Origin of the sequence: Vibrio sp. Vb1337 (genome assembly GCF_033338715.1) — a bacterium.
Lineage (GTDB): Bacteria > Pseudomonadota > Gammaproteobacteria > Enterobacterales > Vibrionaceae > Vibrio > Vibrio alginolyticus.
The window spans coordinates 227,385-251,947 of sequence record NZ_JAWOTD010000007.1 but is presented as its reverse complement, the minus strand read 5'-3'; the positions used below and the strand labels follow the sequence as shown (position 1 = coordinate 251,947).

Below are 24,563 nucleotides of genomic sequence, written 5' to 3'. Positions count from 1 at the left end.
AGCGTTCAATCTGAGCCATGATCAAACTCTTCAATTTAAGATTTTGTTCGGCTCAATGAATACTGAACATTACATAAAGTAATGTTTGAATTGACTGTGCTGAATCCGAAGATTCAATGGTCACTTCGTTTCATTGAAACCTAATTTGAAGCCGAAGCTTCTAATTGGATTATCATCAACGAGTGCCCACACAGATTGATAGGTCTATATTGTTAAAGAGCTTGCTTCGTAAGCTTTGCTATCGAAGCGGAGGCGTATTCTAAGGAATTAATTTTCAGTGTCAAACACTTTTTTAAATTAATTTTTAGAAGTTTTCTTTCGCCTTCTTGCCAAACGCTTTTGCGTTTCCGCTTTGCCCTGACAACGGAGGCGCATTATAGGGAGATGATTTTTCTTGGCAACCCCTTTTCAGAAAAAAAATCAAAAAAAAGCGTCGAATGATTAAATCTCACTCAAACGCTTAATTTTAGCACTCAGTTGTTAACTTCAAGTAGCAAATAGGCAATCAATATGTGTCTAGCCAAGACTCTTCAAAGCCTGTGATATCGAGACTCATTGATTGCGCCGCTTCGATTTGCTCGATAGCCTCCAATTCTTTATTTACACTGCTCATCGTCAGTGTGTTGTTGTCTAGCTCAAACACCTGACTTTGAGTCGTATAGTAGAACTTAAGGATCGTCAGCGCTTTTACATCGCCATTGTTCGCGGCTGCTTTAATGCTTTTTAGCTTACGAAAGATCTTGTTGTGCAGCTGCTTGAGTTTCCAAACGTACAGCACTTCTTCCATGTATGGTCGAGTTTTAATTTGATTCAATAAAGAGAGGGAAGTTGCAACTGCGAGAACGACACCAATCAAATTCCAATGGAAATTGCCCGTTGATTGTTCTGGTACGACTTCAGTGTTGCCAAACAAAACAATCAACAAGGTACTAAAGGCAAGAGAGGAGATGGCGAGCAACGCAACAAAACCGCCAATCACAAGGTTTACTTTCTTTTTATAAATGTCTTTATTTATCTGTTTGATTTCCATATACCACTCCTAACAGGGTTGCCTCCTATTCTAGCCAGCACACCCAGCTCCACAATCGAAGCTTTGTAAGTAAGTTCACATTTGCTATTAAACTCGCATCCCTTCCCTGCTTGGGTATATACTTCCGCGCATTCACTCTTCCTATATAGAGGCTAAATTCATGCGCTCTTTTGTTTTACGAGCTCGCGCGGCGCCAACCACCAGCAAAGCACTGTTAGAAGGTGTTGGTAATGAAGCGCATACAGAGATTCTTGCTCATACCATGATGAACACGATGTTCGTTGCTCAATCACACCGTGAAGATGTGGTTGTTCACTTGGTTTTAGAAAGCACAAAAGATTTCTCACGCACCATTACTATTCGCTCCAACGACATCACCAACATTGGCGGCTTCCATGAGTCAACCTTGATTGCAGCAGTGGCTCGCGCTTTGGATGCTTCGGTTGGTATGGGTAAAGAGCAACTTCGTGAAGTCGAACCTGGTATTACCGTTCGTACAGTGAGCTTTGAACGCCTAGTACAAGAACTGGCAGAAGATCACCAACTATATATGCTGGATAAGAAAGGCGAATTTGTTCGTGATGCAGAAATTGGTGAAAATCCATGTTTCTTGCTAACTGACCATATACCGATGCCGAAAAAGTCTTTTAACAGCTTAAAGCGCCTTGGCACAGAGAAGATCAGCTTAGGTCCTAAGATGCTTTTCGCTTCTCAGTGTGTAGTATTGATCCACAATGAGTTGGACATACGCGAATTCTAGTTATTCGCGCACACGTTGCTAGATAATGAAAGAGGACTCTATTGAGTCCTCTTTTTGTTTCTATAGTAATGCTAAGTTTACTTACCACCAATGCTCAAACGAGCAAAACGAACGTCTGGCGAGAAGAAAGTTCGGCTATCGTTAATTAGCTGAGTATCACCTACTGCCTCAACTTCTTGCAGCATATTGTAGAAGTTACCCGCTACCGTGATCCCACGAACTGGTTGAATGCGCTTACCATCACGGCACAAGAAACCACTCGCGCCAAATGAGAAATCACCACTCACTGCATCCGCACCAGAATGGACACCTTGAAGTTCGACTAACTCTAGGTACTCACCCGCTTTTACTTCTGACGCACTGCTGTTACCCGTCGCAATCACTTTGTGATTCGCTGATACGTCTAGGCTCGATTTTGCACCGCGAGCGGCACTTGCTGTCGAGACTGTGCCCAAGTAACTTGCGGTCTGGCTGTTGTGTAGCAAGGTTTTCAACTCACCATTAGCAATCATGACATTATCTTGAGTAGCGAAGCCTTCACTATCAAAACTCGCGATTGCCATACCATTTGGCATGTAAGCCGTATCAGTAAAGGTAATTAAATCACTCGCAACACGTTGACCAAGCTTGTCACCCAGTGGCGTAATGCCTTTCATCGCGCTTACGCCAGAGAAAGCACTGCCGAAAGCACCGAATAAACTTGCTAGCGCATTGATGTGGAAAATAGCAGGGTAGTTACCTGTCGCAACCGGAGCGCCTTCCAGAAGATCACGAGCAAGGTTGTAGCCACCTTCTATACAGTGAGCTGGATTCAACTCATCAAAACGGCGACCAAGTGACATTCTACCCGCCATTGACTGTTTGCCGTCTTTTTCAAACAAGGTATACGCGTAACAAGTGAACGAGCGCTCGAAGTGTTGACACAATGTGCCTTGAGTATTGGCAATGATCAGTTGTGTTTCGCCATCGCTGTAACCATTGTAAGGTGCGCTAGAAGCGTGAGGCAGAGCCACTACGCCTTGCTCAAGTGCGAGAGACAGTTCAATTTTTTCATCAACCGAAGTTGTGTCTTCTTGAGCAATCTCAGCCACGTCAGTCGTGATTTGGCTGTTCACACAACTAATGGTCTGATGTTCATCTTGCTTGGAAAAACGAGCGCTTTGCAGTGCATTAGTCAGCATCAAATCTAAGCTTGGTTGTTCTAACGACTCAGAGTAGCTTGTCGCAACGCGCGCATCTTTCACAACACGAACACCCAGAACTTGGCTTGAGCTTACTTTGTACTCATCCAGCTTTCCTTGGTACGCTTTCAAAGAAAAGCTACTGTTGCGGTTTACAATGACGTCCGCTTCTGCACCTTGGCGTTTTGCTTCTGATAGGACGTAATCAACCGCATTGAGAAGTTGTTGTTCTTGGCTCATTAGTTACCGCCTCCTACCAGAATGTTATCGACTTTCAGCGTTGGCTGACCGACTGTTGTTGGTACTGAACCACTTGCTGAACCACACATGCCCGGCGCAAGCGCCATGTCTCTGCCGACCATGCTGATTTCTTTCAACACTTTTGGACCCGTGCTGATCAGCGTTGCTGTTTTCAGAGGTTTGGTGATTTTGCCATTTTCAATGAGGTAAGCTTCACGAACAGCAAAGTTAAACTCACCCGTACCCGGTTGAACCGAACCACCACCCATCTTCTTCGCATAGATACCACGCTCGATGCCTGCCAGCATGTCATCAAGTGAATGCTCGCCTTCTTCGATAAAGGTGTTACGCATACGCGAGGTTGGTGCAAACTTGTAGTTTTGACGACGACCAGACCCCGTAGGTTCGTAACCTGTCTTCATGCCACCCATTTTATCGACCATAAAGCTGGTTAGCTTACCGTCTTTGATCAACTGAGTGCGCTGAGTCTTCATACCTTCATCATCAACGTGAATCGAGCCCCATTCGTTGGTCATGGTGCCATCATCGACTGCGTTCACCGCGGTGTGAGCAACCATTTCGCCCATCTTGTCGTGGAATACTGAAGCTTTCTTCGCAACTGAAGTGGTTTCTAGCAAGTGACCACACGCTTCGTGGAAGATTACGCCGCCAAAGCCGTTACCAATTACCACTGGCATTTCACCCGATGGACAAGCATCCGCGCCAAGTTTTACCAACGCTTGTTGCGCGATAGTTTGACCTAGCTCTTTGGCATCAAGCTGTTCACTGAATTCCCAACCAGCAAGAGCGCCAGGACCTTCCATACCAGAAGACTGCTCATTACCTTTTTGAGCGACGGTATTACCAGCAACTCGGATGTAATGACGAGTATCGTCAACGTGTAGACCTTCTGAGTTGAAGATAGACACTTGTTGTTCACGCTGAAGCACGCTGCCAATAAACTGGCTGATATGCTCACTCTCAGCACGTGCGGCTTGGTCAACTTTCAATAGAAACGCGATTTTTGAATCTAGGTTAGCATCCTTACTTAGTGGCATGCGGCAACCATGTTGGATTGGGTAGCGGTTCAAATTCAAAGAACCCGCTGACGCGATTTGCTCACGCTTGTCTTTTGCAGCAAGCAGCGAGGTTACGCGCTTTAGTTCGGCTTCATCTGTGCTGTTGGTGTAACCGTAAAGCACCTTATGACCGAAAAAAAGACGAATACCGATACCAAAATCGATACCCGAGTTAACCTTATCCACTTCACCAGATGCGATCTGGACAGTGTTGGTTTGGTGATGTTCAACGAATAGTTCAGCGAAATCAGCCCCCAAAAAGAGCGCATGATCGATCACTGACTTCGCTGTTACAGAATTAAGCATGAAGTCTCCTTGCTCGATGATCGTCTTAGCCATCCTAATTAACTGTGAAAAAGTTCAACAAAGTTAAATTGGCAACACGTTAAATTTTAACAGTTTTTTAACCTTGTTTTGTGCTAATCCTTGCTTAACGAGACCACGATTATTTATTAAATATTCCAGGTTCTGCTCATTCACCAGAGCGTTGCACTAGTAAATTCCACCCAGCAAACCATTTAGGTGCTTACTTTATCACTCACCTCGCATAATTGAATACTCATTATAATTACGCTCAAAAAACGTATCCCTTCCGCAATGGTCCTGCTATCATCCGAACGAAATAGTCGGGGGGCCACACGACAAGTGTTGGCTGAGATCGAAATTCGAGACCCGTTGAACCTGATTCAGTTAGCACTGACGTAGGGAACTATGCACACTTTGCCTTTCGTCGCCCCTCTTAGATAAGCGATAGCGATCGAAAAATCGATCTATCTGCAACGGTCAAAGTCAGTTCCTATACGTCTTGTAGTAGGAGCGACCATGACGCAGCAATCACAACCTCATTCACATCACACGCCAGCCTTGCCTACCCCTATCGTATTGACCATCGCGGGCTCAGACAGTGGTGGCGGTGCAGGTATTCAAGCCGACATCAAAGCGATGTCCGCAACCGGCAGTTTTGCTTGCTCGGTAATCACGGCGATTACTTCGCAAAATACCCAAGGCGTTTCTGCGATTTTCCCCATTCCTCTCGACCATGTAGAGAGCCAACTTGATGCAGTATTTACCGACCTCAACATCGTTGCAGTCAAAGTGGGCATGCTGGCCGATTCCAACATCATCAAAGTCGTTGCAGACAAAATTAAGCAATACCAGCCAAAACACCTCGTGATTGACCCTGTAATGGTGGCCACTAGCGGTGATCTATTACTGGAACAGTCGGCAATCAGCACTTTAAAAGAAGAATTGATTCCGCTCGCAGACATCATTACCCCTAACCTACCCGAAGGCGCAGCATTGACGGGTAAGCCAATGCCTCAATCAGAATCTGAAATGAACGATATGATTACCGACCTTCGTGCGCTTGGCGCCAAAGCTATTCTGCTCAAAGGCGGTCACCTTGAAGAAAATGAAAACAGCAACGATCTGCTTATCATGCAAGACAGTGCCGAGTTAATCAGCGCTAAACGCTTTCCAACCAAAAACACTCATGGCACAGGCTGCACGCTGTCTTCTGCTATCGCGTCTTATCTTGGCCAAGGCAACAACCTACACAAAGCGGTGCACCTGGGTAAGCAGTACATCAGCCAAGCTATCGCACACGCTGATGAATTGGATGTAGGTAAAGGCCATGGCCCTGTGAACCACTTTTTTGCGGGTCATACTTATGTTCGCTAACGCGATTGGCATTCAGCTTTCCGATGCTAGTCTGCGATACAAAGATAGCCAAACACCGACTTTAGCAGGAATGAACATGACCATTCCCGTCGGTAAATGGACGGTATTACTCGGACGAAGTGGCTGCGGGAAAACCACAATATTGCGTTACTTAGCTGGCCTGCTGGATGACCAAGTTGACTGGCATGGCGAACTCATCACAACGGATGGCGCTGCACTGCATGACCGTATCGCTTACATGGCTCAGCAGGATTTATTGCTACCGTGGTTGAATGTGTTAGACAACGTCTGCCTCAGTTCTCGATTTTCTCAAGAGCAAGCACCAGAGAAAAATAAACAACGTGCACTGGCTTTACTAAACCAAGTGGAACTCGCCGATTACGCGGATGCTAAGCCAGCTCAGCTCTCTGGCGGCATGAGACAGCGTGTTGCCCTTGCTCGCACTCTGATGCAAGACAAGCCTCTGGTTCTGATGGATGAGCCTTTCTCTGCATTGGACGCGGTGACTCGCCATAAGTTGCAAACCTTGTCTGCCGAAGTACTGAAAGACAAGACGGTTGTTCTTATTACCCACGACCCACAAGAAGCGGTGCGATTAGCTCACCAACTCTATGTGTTGCAAGGCACACCTGCGCAAGCTCAGCACTTGGTTGTTCCGGATTCCAAGCCTCCAAGAGTTCTCGATGGAGAGTGCGCAGTGCTACAACAGGCGATTTTGGATCAACTGGAGAAAGACTATGAGTGATATGACTCAGTACAACTCCGTTTCGTCACGCATTAGTAAAAAAGAACGCGTGACCCATCCGGCTCTGCGCTTGGTCATTAGCACAGCGGTGATCTTGGGATTGTGGCAGTTGGTCGTGGTGGTATTCGACATGCCAAGCTTCATCTTACCTTCACCAATTGAAGTGCTGGATAGATTGGTCACTCGTTACGATGTCCTGCTCAAACATACTTGGGTTACCGCGCAAGAGATTTTACTTGGCTTGGCGCTTGGATTATCAATGGGTTTGCTGTTCGCATTGCAAATGCTGATGTTCGAACCGCTGAAGCGTTGGTTACTGCCCATTCTAATTGCTAGCCAAGCGATCCCCGTGTTCGCCATCGCGCCAGTACTGATGCTTTGGCTGGGTTACGGCATTGCATCGAAAGTCGTCATGGCGGCAATCATCATCTTTTTCCCCGTCACGACATGTTGCTACGACGGCTTGCGCAATACACCAACAGGTTACCTCGACCTTGCCAAGACCATGGGTGCGTCTAAATGGCAGTTACTCCGTCATATTCAATTGCCAGCCGCCCTACCAACTTTAGCTTCAGGTATTCGTGTTGCCGTCGTTATTGCGCCAATTGGAGCAGTGGTCGGTGAGTGGGTAGGTTCAAGTGAAGGCTTGGGTTATCTGATGCTCCAAGCTAACGCTCGCATGATCATTGACGAGATGTTTGCGGCGCTGTTTATCCTCGCCGTGCTGTCTATCTCACTCTACTTCATCACCGATAAATTATTGAAAAAAGCCATCCCTTGGGAAAGCAAGTAATTACAGAAAATAACCAAAGAAAATTGGGAAAGAAAAGGAAGAACCCCGTGAATAAAAACAAACTTATGAGCGCTGCTGCTCTACTCGCTTCAGTGGTATCAACCAACGTGCTTGCAGCTGAAAAAGAGATGACACTGATGTTGGATTGGTTCGTCAATCCAAACCATGGTCCTATCGTTATTGCCAAAGAACGTGGTTACTTCAAAGAACAAGGTTTGAAGGTCAACATTCAAGAGCCAGCAGATCCAAGCACGCCACCTAAGTTGGTCGCGGCGGGTAAAGTCGACATGGCGATTTCTTACCAACCAAGCCTAACTATCGATGTCGCGGCTGGTTTGCCACTAATCCGCTCTGCGACTTTGATTGCTACGCCACTCAACACGCTGATGGTGTTGGACAACGGTAAGAATGAAAACCTTGGCGACTTAAAAGGCAAGAAGATCGGTATTGCGATCGCAGGCAACGAAGAAGCGACAATCGGCACCATGCTCGCTCAAGAGAGCGTGAAGTTTTCTGACGTACAAATCATCAACGTAGGCTGGGCGCTGTCTTCGTCTCTTGCGTCTGGCAAGGTGGATGCGATTTGGGGCGGTCTACGTAACTTCGAAACCAACCAACTTGCACTAGAAGGTTATAAAGCTAAGGCCTTCTTCCCTGAAGAACACGGCGTGCCAGCGTATGACGAGTTGGTCTTCGTAGCCAATGCAAAAACCTACGACAAAGAAGCCATCAAGGCATTCAACAAAGCACTAGAGCAAGCGACCACTTACATCGTTAACCATCCAAAAGAGTCGTGGAAAGAGTTCGTGGCTTATTCACCAGACACGCTCAACAACGAGCTTAACCAACGCGCTTGGAACGACACGCTAACTCGTTTCGCTCTTCGTCCATCCGCAGTAGATCTGAAACGCTACGATGATTATGCGCAGTTCATGTATTCACAAAACATCATCGAAACACTGCCAAAAGCGAAAGATTACGTACCGAGCTTTGACTAATTCTACTGACCTTAGGATCTAAGCCTAGGGTCTTTTGATAACGAGATACTCATAATGAAATACCAAGATTTGATCGACGCTTGCCGCCAAGATTGGCAAGAATACACTGAGCATGCTTTCGTGCAGCAATTGGCGCAAGGCACTCTGGCTCAGCCTTGTTTTCTGCATTACCTAAAGCAGGATTTTCTTTTCCTAAAGCAGTACGCACGAGCTTACGCATTAGCGATCTACAAAGCACGTACTTTGGATGACATGCGCCGTGCCCTACCAAGCGTACACGCATTGCTCGATTCTGAAATCGCCCACCACGTGACTTACTGTGAGCAATGGGGACTGACAGAATCCGACTTAGAAAACGAGCCAGAAGATTTCGGCACTGTGGCTTACACCCGTTACGTATTAGATGCTGGCATGACGGGCGATCTTGTTGATCTATACGCGGCACTAGCGCCATGCTCCATCGGTTATGCCGTAATCGGTAAGGTGCTGATTGAAGATGAAAAGACCGTAATCGAAGGCAACCCATACGCAAGTTGGATCAACCTCTACGGTGGTGAGGAATTCCAATCTGGTGTCGCAAAAGGGGCAGAACACTTTAATCAGTTGCTAGCAGAAATTGATATCAACAGCCAGCGCGGTCAAAACCTGATTCAGGTATTCAAAACCGCAACGCGTATGGAAGTAGCATTCTGGCAACAAGGTCTGAACGCTCAGCAAGATTAATCGGAGAGTCTCATGTTAATTGAACAAATCACCCAAGCATTAACCGCAGTACGCCAGCAAAAGCCGTTAGTCGTCAACATCACTAACTACGTGGTGATGAATAACACAGCAAACGCACTATTAGCGATCGGCGCTTCTCCAATCATGGCGCATTCAAAGCAAGAAATGGCAGAAATGATGTCGTTTGCTGGCGCTTTGGTGATCAACATCGGCACCCTAGACAGCGTTTGGACGCCGCGCATGAGCTATGCCGTCGAGCAAGCCAACTCGAACGGTAAAATCGTTGTGCTCGACCCTGTCGGTTGCGGCGCAAGTTCACTGCGCACCGAAATCTCGCGCGAAATAGCCCGCCTTGCAAACAAACTCATCATCCGAGGTAACGCTTCAGAAATCATTGCACTCGCTGGCGAGCAAGCACAAAGCAAAGGCGTCGATGCGTTAGACAGCAGCGACGCAGCACTTGGCGCAGCCAACTTCTTAGTCGCAGAGTATGGTGCAAGTGTAGTGATTTCTGGCGAGACTGATTACATCGTCACGAAAGAGCAAACCGTCCAGTTGAATAATGGTCACGAGATGATGCCTTACGTAACCGGAATGGGCTGTACGCTCACGGCACTGACGGGTGCTTTCGCTGCTGTTGGTGATCACTCCGGACTTGCTGCGGCGGCGGTACTGGGCGTTGTGGGTGAAATTGCGGCTGAGCAAGCGCGAGGGCCAGGTAGCTTGCAAATGCATCTTTTGGATGAGCTTTACCAACTGGATGAAGAAACACTTGCAACACGTCTTACATTACAAGTGAGATAATTCGCTTCTCAATGCTTTAAACGCCTCTCACTCCAAAGACAGTGGGAGGCAAAAGGAAACATAATGAACGCCTATCGTTTGTATTTGGTCACCGACGACCAACAAGATTTATCCACTCTCAAACACGTTGTAAGAAAGGCGGTAGAAGGTGGGGTCACCATGGTACAAGTCCGCGAAAAACACGGCGATGTGCGTGCGTTTATCGAACGAGCTCAAGCCGTAAAGACTATCCTTGAAGGCAATGGCGTCCCGTTAATCATCAATGATCGTGTTGATGTTGCCCTTGCCGTCGATGCCGATGGGGTTCACCTCGGGCAGTCAGACATGCCAGCAGAGATCGCTCGTCAATTGATTGGCCCAAACAAGATCCTCGGCTTATCAATTGAGACTGAAGATCAGCTGGCAGAAGCAGACTCTCTGCCGATTGATTACATCGGCTTGAGTGCCATCTTCGCTACGCCAACCAAAACCAACACCAAAAAACACTGGGGTATAGAAGGTTTAAAAATGGCGCTGAACACCACGTCCTTACCAATCGTCGCTATTGGTGGCATCAACGAAACCAACATTCCTGTTCTGAGTGCGACAGGTGTACATGGTTTGGCTTTGGTTTCTGCCATTTGTCATGCAGAAAACCCAACCAAAGCAGCAGAGTACTTACTTTCTCTGATGGATTAAGACCCCAACGCTTAAGGATGAGCGCCTTTACCCTCCGGATAAATGTCATCAATTCATCACTCAACCTTCATTCTCTCGTCAAATTGACAAAGCCTTGATAAGTTTTTCACGCCAGATAACGTAAGATAAGCCCCTTATTTTCACGTGGTTGAATAACCCTCAATAAAAACAAAACGCTCTCAATGAAAACCAAAAAATATGGATTGATGATGCTCGCCTTGTTTGTTCTTGGCATCATCCCAATGTCGCTGTTTGGCTCTTATCACGATCTCACCTCACAGGTGCCTGAAAGTCTGGGTATTACTTTTACTTTGCTCACAGATTCTGCTGGTAGCAAAGGCTTTTTAATTACGTTAACACTACTACTGCTTTCTTTATTTCGCTTTAAACCATGTCGCATTGAGTGGATGCAAAAACTCTCAATGTTAGGGTTGTTACTTGTGATTGGCTTTGCCAGCAAAACGGGGCTAAAACTGATGACAGAAAGCCCGCGCCCATACACGGAATTGCTCGCAGCAGAACAATTGATTGAAACACCAGAAACGTTTTATCAGTTGGATACAAAGCAGCAAGCCAACGTAATTAACCAGATTTCTGAACACGTCAGTGATTGGCGAACGCGCCATTGGCAAGGCGAGAAAGACTATTCTTTCCCATCCGGCCATACGATTTTCGTTTCGATTTGTTTGGCTTTCTTTGGTGGTTTGTTCTTACAGAACAAGTGCTATATCTCTGCACTGTCATTGTGGATGTGGGGAATGAGCGTCGCATATAGCCGCTTATGGCTGGGCATGCATCGCCCTGAAGATTTAATAGGCTCGGTCTTGTTTGTCGCGATTGTATTTACTTTACTCCCGACATTTCAGATTAAGAAACAGATGCCGTTTGTTTCTCTCGCTTCGCGCTAATGTGAACGATGACTAGATAAAAAGAAGCCAGCGATTCGCTGGCTTCTTGCTTTCAATCGCTACTTTTTTCTAGCCATTTCTTGGTGGTTCAAACGCTGTTAGTTCTAATTCTGGGCCAGTGTATTTTTCAATACGAACCAGTGCCGAGTTCGCCGCACAGCCGTTTGCAAGTCGAGAGGTCGGAATATCCAACGTTAACACGTTACAACCGCCGTTCTTACAAATGCCGGTTTTAGGATCCAAATCCGGCCAACCGCCTTCATGAATACACACTGAACCTTGCTTGATTCGGTCAGTCACTTCTGCACCAACCAATACTTGGCCACGGTTGTTAAACGCACGAACTAGATCGCCCGTTTTAATACCACGCGCTTTCGCATCTTCAGGGTGAATCCAAATAGGTTCACGGTTTGCAATTGCGTACTCTTCGCGAATCTTCGCGTAGTTGAATTGGCTGTGTAGACGATGCGCTGCATGCGCGGTCATTAGCTGCAACTCGCCATCTTTCGCAGTACCCGTGTACTCGGTTGGTGCCATCCACGTTGGATGTGGAGGACAGTCTTCCAACTGATAACCTTCAATGGTTTTCGAGAAGATTTCGATCTTACCACTTGGTGTACCGAGTGGATTCATGATCGGGTCTTCACGGAAATCTGCGTAACGAACAAACTGTGCGTTCTTCTCGTTCCACTTCATCTCGATCAGTTGGTTATCTTCCCAGAACTTGCTGAAGTTCGGCATTGCTACGCGAGAGCCACGGCCACCTTGTTGCGCCGCCTTGTAGAAGCCGTACAGCCATTCCATTTCGGTTTTGCCTTCGGTGTATACGTCACGGCCACCCGGAGCTAGCATCTCTGCCATGTCCGCGAATACATCGAAGTCATTACGCGCTTCACCTTGCGGCTCAACCACTTGCTTCATTGGCACCAAGTGTTGGTTACTGTAGTCACCCGTCATCGTTAAGTCGTTACGCTCGAACGATGTGGTGATTGGCAGAACAATGTCCGCGTGCTTCGCAGCCGCCGTCCAGTAAGGCTCTGAAATCACGATCAGCTCAGGCTTTTGCCACGCTTTGATCAGACGGTTGGTGTCTTGGTGGTGAGTAAAGTTCGCACCACCTGCCCACCAAATCATCTTGATGTCCGGGAACGTCAGTTCATGACCGTTATGATGGTAGGATTGACCTGGGTTTTCCAACGCCTCGACGATACGCGCCACAGGGAAGCTTTGCACCGCGCCAGACACCGCCCAGTCGTTCCCCGCAGAAGAGCCGCCACCCAGCGATGCCGAAATCGCAGGAAGTACGCCAGCATCACGAGCAGGGTTACCACCGTTTGAGTAGTGGTAAGAGAAACCAAAACCACCGCCCGGTAAACCGATTTGACCCAACATCGTTGCCAGTGTAACCAGCATCCAGTGACGCTGCTCACCGTATTGTTGGCGCTGCATACCCCAACCCGCCATCAGCATGGTGCGGTTTTTACTGAAGATGTCAGCCAGTAGCTCAAGTTGCTTCGCAGGTACGCCACAGATTTGTGATGCCCATTCTGCTGATTTTTCTACGCCGTCTTCTTCGCCCATCAGGTACGCTTCAAACTTGTCGTAACCTGCGGTGTATTTATCGAGGAAGGCTTTATCGTGCTTACCTTGTTTCACTAAGGTGTGTGCGATACCCATCATCATTGCCACGTCGGTCATTGGGTGAGGAGCAATCCACTCCGCATTCTCACCAAAGAACTCGATGGTTTCAGAACGAATAGGGTCAATAGCGATAACCGTCTTGCCTGATTTTTTCAACTGATGGAAGAACTCAAGACCAGCACAGTCTGTTGAGCTCCACGCGATTTTTAGAGTGTTGATCGGGTTTAAGCCCCAAAGCACAACCACATCGCTGTGCTCTAGTACCACTGGGTACGTGGTTTGTTGCTCGTACACTTCGATAGAGCCCACAACGTGCGGCATGATGATCTGTGCAGCGCCAGTTGAGTAGTCACCCAAGTGGCCTGAATAGCCACCCGCCATGCTCATGTAACGTTGCAGCAAGGTTTGTGCTTTGTGCAGCACGCCACTTGAACGCCAGCCGTAAGAGCCTGCAAATACAGAAGCCGGGCCATATTCGTTACGAATGCGCATGTGCTGTTCGTGGATCAGCTTGTAAGCCTCATCCCAAGACACGCGTACAAATTCATCGCTGCCACGAACGCCTTCGGGAGCCGATGGGTTTGCCAAGTAGCCTTTACGTACCATTGGGTACTTAACACGCGCTTTAGTGTGCACTTGGTCAGGACCGGTGCTTTGTAGGCTATTTGGTACCGTTTGAGGCAGAGCATTGGTGGTCGAAACCAACTTACCATCTTGTACTTCACACAGCATTGGGCCCATGCGGCCCGCCGTTAGAATGCCTTTGCCGCGAGCATTAGAAGACGCAACAGACATAGGTGCAAATGAAGTGAATGCCATTGCACCAGCCGCCATACCAGTGCCTTTTAGAAATCCGCGACGGGTCATATTAGTCATAATCTTATCCTTCTATTTATCGTTAGTGACCAACCACATCTTTCGCGTGGTGCTGGAAGAACTTGGTTAGAATTTCTAGGTTCTCGGCTGAAATATCAGTTCGATCACCCATACTTTTCGCTACCGGTCCCCATGCATTCACTGTGAAGTGATTTGAAGGAATTTTCGCGTGACAAGTTGCACAGTAAACGTTGTCCAACTCTTCTGCGTATGACCATACGGGTTCAAGCGTGTCTACAACTGGAGAATCAATAGCGCCAGTTAGAGAAACCGCGCGCCATTCGTTGCCGTAAACATCTGCCTCAAATTCACCAGTTTCAAGCGCTTGTTGGCCTTGCTCTGTTAGCGTTGCAACGATGGCACGTTGACCTTCTCCCATGTAAAGCACTTGCTCTGCGCCTTTCATTTGGAATGCGTTCAACTTAACAGTGCGGTTGTCGCCTTCAGAGCTGATTACTTCCAACTTCGTCGTTGGGTTAATTTTACCCATCTCACCCATTGCGATTTCAGTCACAGGGTAAACAACCTTGGCATTAGGTGATGTTTTTGTGGTGAAGCTCATCAACGTTTCAAATGCCTTGCTGTCTAGCTCTGCTTCTGGTGCAAAGTGCGCCACACCTTTATGACAATCGATACACGTTTGATCGTTTGCTTTCGCGTAAGCGTGCATCTTCGCCGCATCACGTGATTGCTCAAACTCTTCCATTGCATCGAAATCATGACACGAACGACACGTCGCTGAATCATTTTCACGGAACTGAGCCCATACCGTTTCAGCCATATCTTTACGATGTGCTTCATATTTCTCTGGCGTGTCGATCTTACCTGTCACAAATTCATGGTAGATGTCTTTCGACGCGCGAATTTTGGTGATCAGGTAATCCATTGGTTCTTGAGGAATATGACAGTCAGAACATTCCGCGCGAATGCCTTTCGCATTACTGAAGTGCACTGAGCCTTGGTACTCTTTGTAAGGGGTTTCCATAGAGTGGCACGAGAGACAAAATTCAGTATCTGAGGTATAATGCATTACTGCCGCACTCCCCCCCAAAGTTAACCAGCCCACACCAATGCCGGCAGCAACCAGCAGTGCAACATATCGTTTTTTTATTGACATAATTAGCAACACTTCCAAATAAAATGTAATTATAGGTCGCAAGTTACTACTTTATGGGTAGTCCTCTCTTGATCCACATCATTTCCGTGTTGCTCTGTATGCCTCAAGTATGAAATTTTGTTATTTACATCTCAAAGATGAATATATGGCAATAATCCATTACCTAGCCAACCATTCACCACATAAATCACTTTTATGAATGCAACTATTTGATTAAACAGATAAGAGAATGAGAGACTGAATCTCCACATTGATGCAGTAAGGACACGCATGTCAGTTTATATCGAGACGCACAGAAGCCAATTAAGACCCATCAAAGCCAGTGACTGGGAACTCTTTCAACGATTACTCTCCGAACAAGAGGTTATTGCGCTCTGTTTCGATCGTCCCAGCGAAACAGAAATAAGAGAAAAATTTGCTTCGCGATTATTACCATGGACCCCAAATAGCCAGCATTGGCTTTGCCTTGTAATACTCGATAAGCAATCTGAACAACCCATCGGCATCACTGGCTTTGCTATTGAAAACGGTAAGGCAGAGGTAGGTTACTTACTTTTGCCGGAATTTCATGGCCAACAGTTTGGAACAGAAACTCTTCAAGCGCTTCTATACTGGGCAACCTCGACACATAACATCAACCACTTTTCCGCGACGGTCACTGAAGGCAATATTGCGTCAGAGCGTGTCCTGATAAAATGTGGTTTCGAACTCATTGAGGTCATTCCAGACGCATACCAAATTGGTGGCAAACCCTACGCCGATAAAATCTACTCACTACAAAAATAAGGACGTATTTTGAATAAAGTAGTCATCATTACCGGCGCAAGCCGAGGCATTGGAGCCGCAGCGGCGAAAAAGCTGGCCGAGCAAGGCTATCGCGTTTGCGTTAATTACCGCACTCAGCAAGAGGCCGCCGACCAAGTTGTGGCAGAAATACAAGCAAACGGTGGCAAAGCGATTGCCATCGCCGCAGACGTAGCCGATGAGAAGCAAGTGCTCTCCTTGTTTGATGAAACAGAACGTGAATTTGGTGCAGTGACGCACTTGGTCAACAACGTTGGCATCCTATTTACTCAATCGCCTTTGTCAGAAATCAGCTTGGAACGCTTTCAGAAAGTAATGAACACCAATGTGAATAGCTGTTTTCTCTGCTGTCGAGAAGCGGCGAAGCGATTCAGTGCAGGCGGTGCAATTGTGAATGTCTCCTCTGGAGCGTCGCGCTCAGGCGCGCCATTTGAGTATGTCGATTACGCCACATCAAAAGGCGCGATGGATACCTTAACTAAAGGGCTCTCGCTAGAGTTGGCAGAGCGCAATATTCGCGTCAATGGCGTTCGACCTGTTTCATTTACACTGATATGCATGCCGACGGCGGAGAACCAAACCGAGTAGATAGACTCAGCCCTCAAATTCCTCTTAAACGCGGTGGCACGGTAGAAGAAGTGGCAAATGCGATCGCTTGGCTATTAAGTGACGAAGCCTCTTATATCACAGGATCATTTATCGATATTGCAGGGGGCAGATAGAATGCAAGTCCATATCCGACAAGCGATTCCCGATGATTTAGACGAAATTTTTCAGCTTAATTTTCAAATTAATTCACTGCATTTTGCGAATGCGCCAGAAGCCTTTGTTGCGCCATCAGAAGCTGATCGAGAATTTCTTGCACAAGCACTAGAGAACAAAGAGCGACTCTTTTTGATTGCCGAACGCGAACAGCAAATTCTCGGCTTCTTAACCGCGATGATCACCCAAAACGACACCGTCAGTTTTCTGATCAAAGACCCAATTTGTCGCGTGGGAACAATTGTTGTCGATGAAGCGCAAAAGCAGCAAGGAATCGGCCGCCAACTGCTCCTAGCCTGTGAGCAATGGGCGCGCGACGCCAATGCCACACAAATTCGATTGGAAGTGATGGAATTCAATCAGCCAGCACAGCGCTTTTACGATAATCAAGGTTTTAAAACTAACTCACGCATTATGCTGAAACATTTGTAACGATAACGACAATTAAGCGCTTTTCACGACTAAACCCACCTAAATCGTATTTATCGATGCAATTTACCCCCTAATTTTAGAAAAAGACGATATGATGTGCGGATAAGGAGATTCGAACATGATTTATCTTTTCGATTGGGGGAACACCTTGATGGTAGATTTCCCTGAGGCACAAGGAAAAATGTGCGATTGGGAACACGTAGAAGCAGTTCCTCAAGCCAGAGAAACACTGGCAATACTTTCCCAAAATCATCCCATCTACATTGCGACCAGTGCATCTGATTCCAACATGGAAGAGGTTCAGCGTGCATTTGTTCGCGTCGACTTAGACCAATACTTAAATGACTATTTTTGTTTTGCCAACCTCGGCATCGCTAAAAACCAACCTGAGTTTTATCTCGCCATCGCAAAACAGTTAGGGGTTAACGTGAGTGGAATAACCATGGTTGGCGATTTACCTCACAAAGATATTTACCCTGCGATGAAAGCGGGCGTAAACACAATTTGGTTTAACCCAACGGGCGCTGATGCACCAGCCGAAGCCATTCCTAACCAAATTCGTTGTTTATCTGAGCTTATCCCCTAACCGTTACTAACCTGCACTAATCAAGGAAGATGAATGCAAATCAGATCCATCAAGGTGAGCGATATCGCGCGCTTCACCGCGCTGTGGAATCGAGTGTACTCCGAAGGGGAATTTTTGATTTCTCCAGCACCCGATAACGCAACGCTTCGCAGAATCCTGCAACGTGTGGAAAACGAGTCCATCCCTCAGTTTGTCGCGTTTGACCGCCAAAAACTTATCGGTAGTGTTGAAATCTACCCAGCTGAGATGTGCGGTTACGAAAGAGAGCAACGCCTTCGCGTCGGTATTCTTGGTATTCACATCGACAAAAACTACCGAGGCAAAGGATTGGGGCGAAAACTGTTGGCTGTCGCGATCGCACGTGGTTGGGAATTTGGTTACGACCAAATCGCACTCTACGTATACACAACCAACACACCAGCGATTGCTTTGTATGAACGGTTTGGATTTGAACATCAGGGGGAACTTGGGGAAGTGACCTTGCCAAATGGTAAAGTCTTGATGAGTCAAAAAATGATATTGTATAAAGCGCAAAGCCGTTCGAAAAGCCCAGATTTGTAGACTCACGATAACCGTTGTTCGCAACACTTATTCGGGGTTAACACCCTTGCGTCACATGCCCTCGAACAATTGAATCGTTAGAGGCTTGATTCACGTAGTAGAAATAGCATGCCTCTTCTGCCAGTGTGTAACCTTGCGGCCAAATGTACACCACGCGATCAACACCCGATTTATCTAAGAACTGATAATCAGGAATAGCGACAAAATGAGCACTGTTTGGGTGCTGCTGACCGATGATGCAAAAATCACTGCCTTTGCACGGCACGTCAATTTTCGAATAACCTCTGGCTGGTAGATCGATTTCTAACAAAGCTCGAATACTATCGGCACTCGCTTCTGGCATGCCTTTGCGTGTTTTGACATGTCGGTCAATGTAGTGAACGTGCTCTTGGCCGTAAGCGTTATCAATCACTGATTGAGCATGAAAGAATTTGAGAGCCGTACCCAAAGAAGACTGAGAACTGTGCAGCATCGCAGCGTATGCTTGGCGATGAATATCGAGTAATACTGGTAAAGCAGCTAATGCGATGAAAGCCAAAGTGGTAAGCACTATGGTGATTTCCATCAGCGTAAATCCCTTTGATTTCACGTTTCTTATCTCAACTAGCCCAAGACAATAGCCCCACATCCATGTGAGACCGAGCCAATATATCGCCAATTTCTTACGATTAAAGGCTTAAGGGGTAAGAAGAGACAAACACCACTCAAACTTGAGAACAGCAGCCAAAGAGCAGTGTAACAAAACGACGCTATGTGTCAGATATTAGACGGTTTTTACTCTCTAGTTACTGAGTAAAGGCACATTATTTCGCACCAGACCACGACGAACATTCGTGCACATTTTGCCAAAACGACGAATCTCATCGAACTGCGGAACAATGCCGCGCTCCATGGCTGACTCCCAATAAGTGACTTCTGAATCGACCATTTCCAACAATTTCTTCGGACAGCCAATGCACTGCCCTTCTGGTCCACATACAAACGTTTCTGGTTCATAAATTGGTAGTTCCGCTTTTACTTGCTCGATGATGCTACGCATGGCGGTCATTCGATCTGGCTTTACCTTCATCATTCTGCTCCACGGATTAAGATGAAGCAGATTGTACCCACTGATACGCAAATGTCCCTACCCAATTTAGGTATATTCTGTTTGAATCGATTTCTTTATCGTCAGATCCGGCTTTTTAACCACCAAATACACCGCCGTAGCTGCCAGTACGAAACCAGAAATCCCCATCCAATCAAATGACTCTCCAAACGCGAGCCAAGCCTGAATCGCCGTCGTTGGCGGCACCAGGTAGAATACAGAAGCTACGCTCGATGCAGCACCGTTCTTAACCATGTACAGCAGCAGTAGAATAGCTACACAAGAGAGCACGACGACCAACCACAACACGGTCAAAATAAACTCCAGTTCCCACTGCACTTGCATGGTTTCAAACTGCATCGCAACGGGCAGAAACATGACGAGCGCGGCCAAATATTGCACCGTCGCACCACCCACCATATCCACTTTTTGGCAATGTTTTTTCTGATAAAGTGTCCCTAGCGTGATACCAACCAAAGCCAACAAACACAAACCAATGGCCAACACTTTATGCTGCTCGGATTGCCACTCCATTTTGCCCATCAACACCATAGCGATACCGACAAAACCAAGAGCCAAACCCAGCCATTGCGAGGGCTTAAACTCCTCACGAACAAACGCCACCAGCAAAGCCGCGGTTAAAATCGGTTGAATACCCACCAGCAACGAACTCAACCCAGCAGGCATACCCAAGGCGATAGCGAAATAAGTACCGCCCAGATAGAAACCGTGGATCAACGCACCAACCACACAGCTGTGCCAAAAATCTTTTCCTGTCGGCAACCTTCTACGCAATACCGCTACAAGAACCAAAAACAATAAGACATTGAATGCCATACGGATAGAAAGTAGTGTCGCTGGCTCGGCATATTGCAAACCAAAACGCGCACCAACGAATCCAGAAGCCCAAAGGATGACAAATACAAAAGGGATGGCTCGGATTAACATGATCGCCTCACTCACGCTTGTTTTATGTTTTGAGATACTGCTAATGTAATTAGGTACAGTATTTTCAAAAAGTGACAGATGGAAGTGTTTTTATGGGTACAGATTTATTGGGAAGCGGTGAAGGGAATAAGTACCTCGTGGTGGAAAAACACCTCAAACAAGCCATCAATGGTGGCGTTTATCAGGCGGATGATCGACTGCCCTCCATTCGCTCGTTGAGCCAAGAATTAAACGTCAGTAAAAATACAGTGATTCGTGCGTATCAAGAGCTGGAAGCACAAAACTTGGTTTACTCGGTACCCAAATCGGGTTATCGAGTTAAAGTCGCCTTGCCGACCTCTCGCTCAATTCCGGATCCGACTCGCGTGGATTTGCTCTCGATCTGCAAAGAAATCCTTACTTATCCTGAATACCAAGAGCGTTTGCCTACCGGTTCTGCCCACCCAAACATTGACTCCCCCGCGATCAAAAGCTTGTACGCCGAGATCGGCCGCCACAGCCGCCAGCAAACGCATGTACCGAGCCATTACCAATTACCCCCCGGTGATCACCTCTTAATCAAACAACTGGCGAAAATCACACAAGATTTGGGCACGCCAGCCAAGTTGGATGAGATCATGGTGACGCACGGCGCGCAACAAGCCATTAGCCTAGCGCTGCGCGCAACGACACAAAAAGGCGATATCGTCGCGGTGGAGTCCCCTTGCTATTTTGGCAACTTATTGATGCTCGAATCACTCGGCCTCAAAGCGGTGGAAATTCCGAGTTGCCCGCGCGACGGCATGTACCCCGAAGCCTTAGCAAAAGCAATGGCGACATGGGACATAAAAGCGATCATCGTAACGCCAAACTTCACCAATCCAACTGGTGCCATGATGCCGCTAGAAAAGCGCCAGCGATTGCTCTTGGCATCTGGCAATATTCCTATTATCGAAGACGATGTGTTTGGCGGGTTAAGCTATGACAAGCCGTTACCAAGCTTGAGATTGCTCGATGACAAGCAACGCGTAATTTACGTGAATTCGTTATCCAAAACGCTCGATTCGCGTTTGAGAATTGGTTGGATGTTGGCGGGGCGATATCGAGATCAAATTGAGCAATATCTACTGTGTGAGAACATGGGCAGTTTGAACCTGATGCAATCCGCCGTGGCAACGTTTCTAACGTCAGGCAAGTATCGAACGCATACTGCGCGAATGGGTCGGGTTTATCAAAACAACATGCGCCGATTTATCCAGATGCTTCATCAATACTTGGATGAATACGAACCTCTAAAAAATCGATACCAGATCAACGCCGTGCAAGGTTCGTTCTTGCTTTGGTTGCGACTGCCCGAAGACACGGACAGCTATGCGTTGTATCAAGCATGCAATAAGCACAGAATCAGCCTACTTCCCGGCACCGTATTTGGCACTCAAGGGCAATATCGGCATTGCGTACGCCTCAGCGTGGCAAACTTTGGTCATGAAACCGATTGGAGTCACGCGATGCAAACACTGGCAAAATTGATAGCAAAGCATGCCTGTTAACTCGCTCTTACTAAATGAACTTATGCCGACACACGCAAACAGGTAACAACAAAAAACTCCACGCAAAGGTGGAGTTTTTCATATCGTCATCGCCTTCAGTGCGACTTAATTTGCCACATTCTCGCGACGTTTTCGGCTAAATTAGCAACGTTGACGTCGGCCTCTTTCATGGCCTCAGGTAAGCTCATCGCCCTTGGTACACAAGCAAACACCGCATCAATGCCGCACTCATAAACCGCCTGATAGTTGTCGCCCACACAGCCTGCTAATGCAATGACTGGTAAATTACACTGCTTAGCCACCTGAGCAACGCCCATCGGCGTTTTGCCATGTGCGGTTTGATGATCGATTCGACCCTCGCCTGTAAATACGATATCCGCATCCTCAACATGCTGAGCAAGTTTGACCGTTTCAAGCACAATCTCAATTCCTGGTTGCAAACGTGCTGGCGTGTACCCGAGCAAGGCCGCGCCCATACCACCAGCAGCACCCGCCCCTTCACGAGTCAGTACATGCTTACCCGTCGCTTGTTCCGTCAACTCGCCAAACTTGCGCAATGCGTTATCGAGCAGAGTGACGTCTGATACCGTCGCTCCCTTTTGAGGGCCAAAGATAGCCGACGCGCCTTTGTCACCACAGAGTGGGTTATCAACATCGCACGCTACCAACACTTCGCAAGTTGCTAAACGAGGGTCAAGACCAGAAATATCGATGGACGCAAGCGCCGCTAACCCGCCTCCATTTGGGGTAATTGCATGACCAGATTCATCAAGAAACGCCACCCCCAACGCGGTCAACATGCCCACGCCACCATCATTGGTAGCGCTGCCGCCCAAACCAATGATTAAGCGTTGAATACCTCTATCTAGCGCGTGTTTGATCAGCTGTCCAGTACCAATGCTACTGGTCAGTTTTGGGTCGCGAGCATCACTCGGCACAAGGTGCAGACCACTGGCCTCCGCCATTTCAATAACCGCGGTTTCGCCGTCGCCGAGGATGCCATAAAACGCTTCAACATCATTCCCTAATGGCGCGGTCACCGTTGTGAAGACTTGTTCGCCTTGAGTTGCATCTATCAAAGATTGAACCGTGCCTTCGCCACCGTCTGCGACCGGAACCGTAACAAACTCGGCATCATGCCATACGCGAGCAAGACCCGTTTTGATCGCCTCGCTCACTTGTTTGGCGGTTAAGCTTTCTTTAAATGAATCAGGTGCAATTACCACTTTCATACGTATTTCCAGAGACTTATAAGAGAACGAGGCTCAAAATGTACACTAATGCCATTGCCGTGACACCTTGAACGAGCGTAGCCATGGTTTGCGCGCGGTACGCTAGGCCCACCGACATGCGACTAAACTGCGAAACTACCCAGAAGAAACTGTCGTTTGCATGAGAAACCGTCATCGCACCTGCACCGATCGCCATCACCGTTAATACGCGGCCCATTTCTGAATCGAGCCCCAATTGCGTGAGCATAGGCGCAACCAAAGCCGATGTGGTCACCAATGCAACCGTTGATGAACCTTGCGCCGACTTTAGCGCAGCCGCAACGATAAATGGCATGAAAATACCCACGCCCAGCGCCGATAGCGTCGTACCTAAGTATTCACCTAGCGGCGTGGCTTTTAATACCGCGCCAAAAGCACCACCCGCACCGGTAATCAAAAGAATAGGCGCAGCAGCCGTAATACCTTGGCTGATTCGCTCGCCAAATTCTTCAATCTTGTTGTCTGACTTGAGTAGGCGAACAGAAAGGAACAGGCCAATCACCAATGCCGTTAGTGGCTGTCCTAAGAAAGTCAGAACATCAAACACAAAACCTTCGCCCAGCGGTAGGCTTGGGAATTTCGCGATAGAGCCAAAACAGATCAATAAGATAGGAACAAAAATAGGAGCGAATGCTTGGCTCGCCGTTGGCAATTTGCCGTAAGACGCTTTGAGTGCTTGCCAGTCTTGCTGAATTTCTTCTGCGGCTTCAATGCCATCTGGTTCAACATGTTGGAATCGGTTCGCCCACAACATCCCCGCTAACGCCGCAACCGCTGCAACAAACACACCCACACCAATCACTAAACCAAGGTTAGATTCCAGGCCTAAGTTACCCGCAGCGGCAATCGGGCCAGGAGTTGGCGGCACAAACGTGTGCGTTGCGTATAGGCCAGTTGCCAACGCCACACTCATCGCAACGCTTGAGGTTTTTAAACGCTTCGCGAGCGATTCTTTGAGCGAGTTCAGAATGACAAAGCCTGAATCACAAAATACCGGAACAGAAACGATGTAACCTATGATACTCATGGTCAATGTTGGGAAACGCTCACCCAACACTTTGATGACCGTATCGGCCATGGTGATCGCCGCACCACTTTTTTCCAAAATAACACCAATGATGGTACCTAAAACGATAACCAAACCAATGTAACCAAGGATGCCGCCAAAGCCAGAAGCAATGGTTTTGGCAATGCTATCTGCCGGTAAGCCGTAAGCAAATGCCGCAAGGAACGCCGCGATGATCAGCGCTAAAAAGGGATGTAATTTGAATTTGGTGGTCGTGAGCACAATAAATGCGATCACCCCGAGCAGGATTAATATAAGGTTCAT

General features: G+C 47.4%; 23 protein-coding genes, 2 pseudogenes and 1 riboswitch. Of the genes and pseudogenes, 15 read left to right on the top strand and 10 right to left on the bottom strand.

Translation table 11 applies throughout. The annotated features are described in order from the left end of the window. Positions 1-505: 505 nt before the first annotated feature. Entirely contained in the window at positions 506-1,030 is a 525-nt protein-coding gene (locus R7E42_RS10745) for a DUF3087 domain-containing protein (RefSeq protein ID WP_033907183.1), read from the bottom strand. Between the two features lie 160 nt (positions 1,031-1,190). Between R7E42_RS10745 and trmY the strand changes: the two genes are divergently transcribed. Further along, entirely contained in the window at positions 1,191-1,790 is a 600-nt protein-coding gene (trmY, locus tag R7E42_RS10740) for a tRNA (pseudouridine(54)-N(1))-methyltransferase TrmY (protein ID WP_017634347.1), read from the top strand. A 77-nt stretch (positions 1,791-1,867) separates the two neighbouring features. Here trmY and R7E42_RS10735 read toward each other — a convergent pair whose 3' ends face one another. Further along, positions 1,868-3,211: a TldD/PmbA family protein gene (locus R7E42_RS10735; protein WP_318072645.1), complete on the bottom strand. Its 1,344-nt coding sequence runs from the start codon at positions 3,209-3,211 to the stop codon at positions 1,868-1,870. Continuing rightward, entirely contained in the window at positions 3,211-4,596 is a 1,386-nt protein-coding gene (locus R7E42_RS10730; protein ID WP_318072644.1) for a TldD/PmbA family protein, read from the bottom strand. Before R7E42_RS10730 ends, R7E42_RS10735 begins: the two co-directional genes overlap by 1 nt. 311 nt (positions 4,597-4,907) lie before the next feature. Then, a riboswitch (TPP riboswitch) is annotated at positions 4,908-5,015 on the top strand. 97 nt (positions 5,016-5,112) lie between these two features. Between R7E42_RS10730 and thiD the strand changes: the two genes are divergently transcribed. From thiD to R7E42_RS10690, 8 genes and pseudogenes are all read left to right on the top strand, one after another. Further along, positions 5,113-5,970 (top strand): bifunctional hydroxymethylpyrimidine kinase/phosphomethylpyrimidine kinase, encoded by an 858-nt coding sequence (thiD, locus tag R7E42_RS10725; RefSeq protein WP_005383329.1) that lies wholly within the window; start codon positions 5,113-5,115, stop codon positions 5,968-5,970. Beyond that, entirely contained in the window at positions 5,960-6,715 is a 756-nt protein-coding gene (locus R7E42_RS10720; protein WP_318072643.1) for an ABC transporter ATP-binding protein, read from the top strand. Before thiD ends, R7E42_RS10720 begins: the two co-directional genes overlap by 11 nt. A gap of 58 nt (positions 6,716-6,773) precedes the next feature. Beyond that, positions 6,774-7,508 (top strand): annotated as a pseudogene (locus tag R7E42_RS10715) (ABC transporter permease); the annotation flags it as partial. Positions 7,509-7,555: 47 nt separating this feature from the next. Further along, positions 7,556-8,506, top strand: coding sequence for an ABC transporter substrate-binding protein (locus R7E42_RS10710; protein ID WP_318072641.1), 951 nt, complete (start codon positions 7,556-7,558; stop codon positions 8,504-8,506). A 54-nt stretch (positions 8,507-8,560) separates the two neighbouring features. Continuing rightward, positions 8,561-9,229: a thiaminase II gene (gene tenA / locus R7E42_RS10705; protein ID WP_005374294.1), complete on the top strand. Its 669-nt coding sequence runs from the start codon at positions 8,561-8,563 to the stop codon at positions 9,227-9,229. A gap of 12 nt (positions 9,230-9,241) precedes the next feature. Continuing rightward, entirely contained in the window at positions 9,242-10,033 is a 792-nt protein-coding gene (gene thiM / locus R7E42_RS10700; protein ID WP_318072640.1) for a hydroxyethylthiazole kinase, read from the top strand. 63 nt (positions 10,034-10,096) lie between these two features. After that, positions 10,097-10,711, top strand: a complete 615-nt coding sequence (thiE, locus tag R7E42_RS10695; protein ID WP_238855429.1) for a thiamine phosphate synthase — start codon at positions 10,097-10,099, stop codon at positions 10,709-10,711. 182 nt (positions 10,712-10,893) lie between these two features. Beyond that, entirely contained in the window at positions 10,894-11,619 is a 726-nt protein-coding gene (locus R7E42_RS10690; protein ID WP_213886351.1) for a phosphatase PAP2 family protein, read from the top strand. Between the two features lie 69 nt (positions 11,620-11,688). Here the strand turns inward: R7E42_RS10690 and R7E42_RS10685 are convergent, their stop codons facing one another. Beyond that, the gene (locus tag R7E42_RS10685; protein WP_318072639.1) at positions 11,689-14,136 is read right to left on the bottom strand and encodes a trimethylamine-N-oxide reductase 2; all 2,448 of its coding nucleotides are present in this window, start codon (positions 14,134-14,136) and stop codon (positions 11,689-11,691) included. Between the two features lie 22 nt (positions 14,137-14,158). Beyond that, a complete protein-coding gene (locus tag R7E42_RS10680) occupies positions 14,159-15,253 on the bottom strand; it encodes a NapC/NirT family cytochrome c (protein ID WP_005374302.1) in 1,095 nt (364 codons plus the stop codon). Between the two features lie 270 nt (positions 15,254-15,523). Here R7E42_RS10680 and R7E42_RS10675 point away from each other — a divergent pair, with 270 nt between their 5' ends. The 5 genes and pseudogenes from R7E42_RS10675 (at position 15,524) to R7E42_RS10655 (ending at position 18,398) form a co-directional block, all read left to right on the top strand. Further along, entirely contained in the window at positions 15,524-16,039 is a 516-nt protein-coding gene (locus R7E42_RS10675) for a GNAT family N-acetyltransferase (RefSeq protein ID WP_025768771.1), read from the top strand. Between the two features lie 9 nt (positions 16,040-16,048). Beyond that, positions 16,049-16,779: pseudogene (locus tag R7E42_RS10670) on the top strand (glucose 1-dehydrogenase). Position 16,780: 1 nt separating this feature from the next. Further along, positions 16,781-17,251 carry a GNAT family N-acetyltransferase gene (locus R7E42_RS10665; protein WP_025768770.1) on the top strand — a complete coding sequence of 157 codons (471 nt, stop codon included), beginning with the start codon at positions 16,781-16,783 and terminating at the stop codon, positions 17,249-17,251. Positions 17,252-17,369: 118 nt separating this feature from the next. Then, on the top strand, positions 17,370-17,837 hold the full coding sequence (locus R7E42_RS10660; protein ID WP_318072638.1) for an HAD family hydrolase: 468 nt from the start codon (positions 17,370-17,372) through the stop codon (positions 17,835-17,837). 33 nt (positions 17,838-17,870) lie between these two features. Then, positions 17,871-18,398, top strand: a complete 528-nt coding sequence (locus R7E42_RS10655) for a GNAT family N-acetyltransferase (RefSeq protein WP_064369517.1) — start codon at positions 17,871-17,873, stop codon at positions 18,396-18,398. A 37-nt stretch (positions 18,399-18,435) separates the two neighbouring features. Here the strand turns inward: R7E42_RS10655 and R7E42_RS10650 are convergent, their stop codons facing one another. From R7E42_RS10650 to R7E42_RS10640, 3 genes are all read right to left on the bottom strand, one after another. Continuing rightward, on the bottom strand, positions 18,436-19,026 hold the full coding sequence (locus tag R7E42_RS10650; protein ID WP_225455765.1) for a type II secretion system protein: 591 nt from the start codon (positions 19,024-19,026) through the stop codon (positions 18,436-18,438). A 153-nt stretch (positions 19,027-19,179) separates the two neighbouring features. Then, positions 19,180-19,467 carry a hypothetical protein gene (locus R7E42_RS10645; RefSeq protein ID WP_005374318.1) on the bottom strand — a complete coding sequence of 96 codons (288 nt, stop codon included), beginning with the start codon at positions 19,465-19,467 and terminating at the stop codon, positions 19,180-19,182. Positions 19,468-19,533: 66 nt separating this feature from the next. After that, a complete protein-coding gene (locus R7E42_RS10640; protein ID WP_138939344.1) occupies positions 19,534-20,433 on the bottom strand; it encodes a DMT family transporter in 900 nt (299 codons plus the stop codon). Between the two features lie 92 nt (positions 20,434-20,525). Here R7E42_RS10640 and R7E42_RS10635 point away from each other — a divergent pair, with 92 nt between their 5' ends. Then, on the top strand, positions 20,526-21,962 hold the full coding sequence (locus tag R7E42_RS10635; RefSeq protein WP_182038601.1) for a PLP-dependent aminotransferase family protein: 1,437 nt from the start codon (positions 20,526-20,528) through the stop codon (positions 21,960-21,962). Between the two features lie 95 nt (positions 21,963-22,057). Here R7E42_RS10635 and R7E42_RS10630 read toward each other — a convergent pair whose 3' ends face one another. Further along, complete coding sequence (locus R7E42_RS10630; protein WP_138939346.1) at positions 22,058-23,194, bottom strand: glycerate kinase; 1,137 nt, start codon at positions 23,192-23,194, stop codon at positions 22,058-22,060. Positions 23,195-23,210: 16 nt separating this feature from the next. Then, positions 23,211-24,563 (bottom strand): GntP family permease, encoded by a 1,353-nt coding sequence (locus R7E42_RS10625; protein WP_017634362.1) that lies wholly within the window; start codon positions 24,561-24,563, stop codon positions 23,211-23,213.

Excerpts from the sequence above, each read along its gene's own strand:
- R7E42_RS10650 (WP_225455765.1), bottom strand. The coding sequence starts at position 19,026 with ATGTGGGGCTATTGTCTTGGGCTAGTTGAGATAAGAAACGTGAAATCA.
- thiM (WP_318072640.1), top strand. The coding sequence starts at position 9,242 with ATGTTAATTGAACAAATCACCCAAGCATTAACCGCAGTACGCCAGCAA.
- R7E42_RS10690 (WP_213886351.1), top strand. The coding sequence starts at position 10,894 with ATGAAAACCAAAAAATATGGATTGATGATGCTCGCCTTGTTTGTTCTT.
- R7E42_RS10680 (WP_005374302.1), bottom strand. The coding sequence starts at position 15,253 with ATGTCAATAAAAAAACGATATGTTGCACTGCTGGTTGCTGCCGGCATT.
- R7E42_RS10635 (WP_182038601.1), top strand. The coding sequence starts at position 20,526 with ATGGGTACAGATTTATTGGGAAGCGGTGAAGGGAATAAGTACCTCGTG.
- R7E42_RS10745 (WP_033907183.1), bottom strand. The coding sequence starts at position 1,030 with ATGGAAATCAAACAGATAAATAAAGACATTTATAAAAAGAAAGTAAAC.
- R7E42_RS10685 (WP_318072639.1), bottom strand. The coding sequence starts at position 14,136 with ATGACTAATATGACCCGTCGCGGATTTCTAAAAGGCACTGGTATGGCG.
- trmY (WP_017634347.1), top strand. The coding sequence starts at position 1,191 with ATGCGCTCTTTTGTTTTACGAGCTCGCGCGGCGCCAACCACCAGCAAA.
- thiE (WP_238855429.1), top strand. The coding sequence starts at position 10,097 with ATGAACGCCTATCGTTTGTATTTGGTCACCGACGACCAACAAGATTTA.
- R7E42_RS10630 (WP_138939346.1), bottom strand. The coding sequence starts at position 23,194 with ATGAAAGTGGTAATTGCACCTGATTCATTTAAAGAAAGCTTAACCGCC.
- R7E42_RS10735 (WP_318072645.1), bottom strand. The coding sequence starts at position 3,211 with ATGAGCCAAGAACAACAACTTCTCAATGCGGTTGATTACGTCCTATCA.
- R7E42_RS10655 (WP_064369517.1), top strand. The coding sequence starts at position 17,871 with ATGCAAATCAGATCCATCAAGGTGAGCGATATCGCGCGCTTCACCGCG.
- R7E42_RS10645 (WP_005374318.1), bottom strand. The coding sequence starts at position 19,467 with ATGAAGGTAAAGCCAGATCGAATGACCGCCATGCGTAGCATCATCGAG.
- R7E42_RS10640 (WP_138939344.1), bottom strand. The coding sequence starts at position 20,433 with ATGTTAATCCGAGCCATCCCTTTTGTATTTGTCATCCTTTGGGCTTCT.
- R7E42_RS10660 (WP_318072638.1), top strand. The coding sequence starts at position 17,370 with ATGATTTATCTTTTCGATTGGGGGAACACCTTGATGGTAGATTTCCCT.
- thiD (WP_005383329.1), top strand. The coding sequence starts at position 5,113 with ATGACGCAGCAATCACAACCTCATTCACATCACACGCCAGCCTTGCCT.
- R7E42_RS10675 (WP_025768771.1), top strand. The coding sequence starts at position 15,524 with ATGTCAGTTTATATCGAGACGCACAGAAGCCAATTAAGACCCATCAAA.
- tenA (WP_005374294.1), top strand. The coding sequence starts at position 8,561 with ATGAAATACCAAGATTTGATCGACGCTTGCCGCCAAGATTGGCAAGAA.
- R7E42_RS10665 (WP_025768770.1), top strand. The coding sequence starts at position 16,781 with ATGCAAGTCCATATCCGACAAGCGATTCCCGATGATTTAGACGAAATT.
- R7E42_RS10730 (WP_318072644.1), bottom strand. The coding sequence starts at position 4,596 with ATGCTTAATTCTGTAACAGCGAAGTCAGTGATCGATCATGCGCTCTTT.
- R7E42_RS10625 (WP_017634362.1), bottom strand. The coding sequence starts at position 24,563 with ATGAACCTTATATTAATCCTGCTCGGGGTGATCGCATTTATTGTGCTC.
- R7E42_RS10720 (WP_318072643.1), top strand. The coding sequence starts at position 5,960 with ATGTTCGCTAACGCGATTGGCATTCAGCTTTCCGATGCTAGTCTGCGA.